Genomic DNA, 3,299 nt, shown 5'->3' on the forward strand with positions numbered 1-3,299 from the left:
CGCGCCGCCCCCCCCCCCCCACGACCCTCCGTACCCCTTTCGAGGCCGCCGTGTTCCGGTTCATCGTCAGACGCCTGCTTCAGCTGATACCCACGCTGTTCGGGCTCTCCCTCCTGCTGTTCATCTGGCTCCGCCGACTGCCCGGCGGTCCCGAGACCGCCATCCTCGGTGAGCGTGGGACGCCCGAGATGCGCGCCCAGATCCGGCGCAACATGGGCCTCGACGAGCCGATCCTGGTGCAGTACGGCCGGTTCGTGCGGCGGCTGATCCGCCTCGACCTGGGCACCTCGACCTCCACCAAGCGGACCGTGGTCACCGAGTTCGTCGAGCGGTTCCCCGGCACGGTCGAGCTCTCCGTCACGGCGATGCTGATCGCGGTCGGCCTCGGCATCCCGCTGGGCTACCTGGCGGCCCGCCGCCGCGGCCGGATGCTGGACCACCTCTCGGTCGGCGGCTCCCTGATCGGCATCTGCATCCCCGTCTTCTTCCTCGCGTACGTGCTCAAGGCGATCTTCGCCGAGAACCTCGGCTGGTTCCCGGCGAGCGGCCGGCAGGACCCGACGCTCGGGGCGACGCGGATCACCAACTTCTTCGTCCTCGACGGGATCATGACCCGGGAGTGGGACGCCGCCGCCGACGCGCTCTGGCACCTGGTGCTGCCGGCCGTCGCGCTGGCCAGCATCCCGCTGGCGATCATCGTCCGGATCACCCGCGCCAGCGTGCTCGAGGTGCTCAACGAGGACTTCGTACGCACCGCCGAGGCGAAGGGCCTGACCGAGAGCACGGTCCGGCGCCGGCACGTGCTGCGCAACTCCATGCTGCCGGTGGTCACCTCGATCGGCCTGCTCACCGGCGGCCTGCTCTCCGGCGCGGTGCTGACCGAGACCGTCTTCGCCTTCAGTGGCATCGGAGCCTTCATCTACGAGGCGATCAGCCAGCGTGACTATCCCGTGCTGATGGGCTTCATCCTGATCATCGCGGTGGTGTACGTGCTGGTGAACCTCCTGGTCGACCTCTCCTACAGCCTGATCGACCCGAGGGTGAGGGTCCGATGACGATCACCGGCGGCACCAAGAAGGAAAAGATCGACCGGCTCGCCGAGCTGGCGGCCCGGGAGGACGAGCGTGGCGTCAGCCTCTGGAAGGAGGCGTTCCGCCGGCTGCGGCGCAACCCGGCGGCGATCGTCGGCGCGGTGATCCTGAGCCTGTTCCTGCTGGTCGCCATCCTCGGGCCGTTCTTCGTCCCGCACGCGCCGGACGCCCAGCTCTGGAAGAGCGAGATCCGCCTCGGCGACTTCCCCGGCTTCCGGGGCGAGAACTGGTTCGGCGTCGACCACATCGGTCGCGACGAGTTCAGCCGAATGATCGTCGGCGCCCGGCAGACCCTGCTGGTCGGCGTGGTCTCCACCCTGATCGGCCTCGCGGTCGGCTCGCTCATCGGCGGGGTCGCCGGCGCCGCCGCCGGCCTCGGCGGCCGGTGGGGCCGGGCGGTCGACAACGTGCTGATGCGTTTCGTCGACATGCTGCTGGCCATGCCGAGCCTGCTGCTGGCGATCAGCATCGCCGCCCTGCTCGGCGCCGGTCTGACCACGGTCATGATCGCGGTCGGCGTGGTGTCGGTGCCGGTCTTCGCCCGGCTGCTGCGCGGTTCGATGATCTCCCAGGCCAACAGCGACTACGTCCTGGCCGCCGTCTCGCTGGGCGTGAAGAAGCCGAAGATCGCGCTGACCCACGTGGTGCCGAACTCGCTCGCCCCGGTCATCGTGCAGGCCACCCTCACCCTGGCCACCGCGATCATCGAGGCCGCGGCGCTCTCCTTCCTCGGGCTCGGCAACAACGACGCCTCCATCCCCGAGTGGGGTGTGATGCTCGCCGACGCGCAGCAGTACCTCGACTCCGCGCCCCGGCTGGCGATCCTGCCCGCCCTCGCCATCATCGTCACCGCGCTGGGCTTCACCCTGCTCGGCGAGGCGATGCGCGAGGCACTCGACCCGAAGCTGCGGAAGTAGGGCCGGTGAGCGCGAGGAGTGAGCTTGCGAGCCCCGCAGTCGCGAACGAAAAGGCCAGCACGGTGAGCGCGAGGAGTGAGCTTGCGAGCCCCGCAGTCGCGAACGAAAGGCGGGCCCGACATGGCTCTGCTTGATGTCGAAGATCTCTCCGTCACCTTCGCCCGGCGCGGTCAGCGCGCCGTGCACGCCGTCGACGGGGTCTCCTTCTCCGTCGACGCGGGCGAGGTGGTCGGCCTGGTCGGCGAGTCCGGCTGTGGCAAGAGCGTCACCTCGCTGGCGATCATGGGCCTGCTGCCGAAGCAGCCGGGCCTGCGCGTCGGCGGCAAGGCGGTCTTCGACGGCACGGACCTGCTCCAGCTCGACGACCGGTCCCGGCGGGACATCCGGGGCCGCGACGTCGCGATGATCTTCCAGGACCCGCTCTCGTCGCTGAACCCGGTGATCCCGATCGGGTTGCAGGTCACCGAGGTGCTCACCCGGCACCGGGGGATGAAGGGCGCGGCGGCGGAGAAGGAGGCGGCGGCGCTGCTCGACCGGGTCGGCATCCCCGACCCGAAGCGGCGGTTGAAGGAGTACCCGCACCAGCTCTCCGGCGGCATGCGCCAGCGCGCCCTGATCGCGATGGCGGTGGCCTGCCAGCCCCGGCTGCTGATCGCCGACGAGCCGACCACGGCGCTGGACGTGACCATCCAGGCGCAGATCCTGGAGCTGCTCAAGGAGCTGGTCCGGGAGTCCGGCACCGCCCTCGTGATGATCACGCACGACCTGGGTGTGGTCGCCGGCATGTGCGACTCCATCAACGTGCTCTACGGCGGCCGGGTGGTGGAGACGGCCCGCCGTCGCCCGCTGTTCCGCGAGCCACGGCATCCGTACACCGTGGGGCTGCTCGGCTCGGTGCCGCGCCTGGACGCCGGGCGCGGCGAGCGGCTGAACCCCATCCCGGGTTCGGTCCGCGACCTGCTGCCCTGGCCGGACGGCTGTGCCTTCGCGCCGCGCTGCACCCGGCGGGTCGACGAGTGCGTGGGGGAGCCGCCCGCGCTGGTGCTCGCCCACGACGGCCGCAGCTACCGTTGCGTCAACCCGGCGCCGGTGCCCGGCACCGTGCCCCGGCCCGCCGCCACCAGCAGCACCGCGCCGGCTGCCACCAGCACTGCGCCTGCGGAGGCGCCGGCTGCCACCAGCACTGCGCCTGCGGAGGCGCCGGCTGCCACCAGCACTGCGCCTGCGGAGGCGCCGGCTGCCACCAGCACTGCGCCTGCGGAGGCGCCGGCTGCCACCAGCACTGCGCCTG

2 protein-coding genes and 1 pseudogene are annotated in these 3,299 nt (G+C 71.4%); all 3 read left to right on the forward strand.

Annotated elements, in window-relative coordinates:
* Positions 1-50: 50 nt before the first annotated feature.
* Complete coding sequence (locus RM555_RS30725) at positions 51-1,055, forward strand: ABC transporter permease (protein WP_311414985.1); 1,005 nt, start codon at positions 51-53, stop codon at positions 1,053-1,055.
* Positions 1,052-2,008, forward strand: a complete 957-nt coding sequence (locus RM555_RS30730; RefSeq protein WP_311414986.1) for an ABC transporter permease — start codon at positions 1,052-1,054, stop codon at positions 2,006-2,008. The genes RM555_RS30725 and RM555_RS30730 overlap by 4 nt, the downstream gene beginning before the upstream one ends.
* 120 nt (positions 2,009-2,128) lie before the next feature.
* Positions 2,129-3,172 (forward strand): annotated as a pseudogene (locus RM555_RS30735) (ABC transporter ATP-binding protein); the annotation flags it as partial.
* Positions 3,173-3,299 lie beyond the last annotated feature (127 nt).

It is taken from the genome of Micromonospora reichwaldensis, from assembly GCF_031845925.1.
Classification (GTDB): domain Bacteria; phylum Actinomycetota; class Actinomycetes; order Mycobacteriales; family Micromonosporaceae; genus Micromonospora; species Micromonospora reichwaldensis.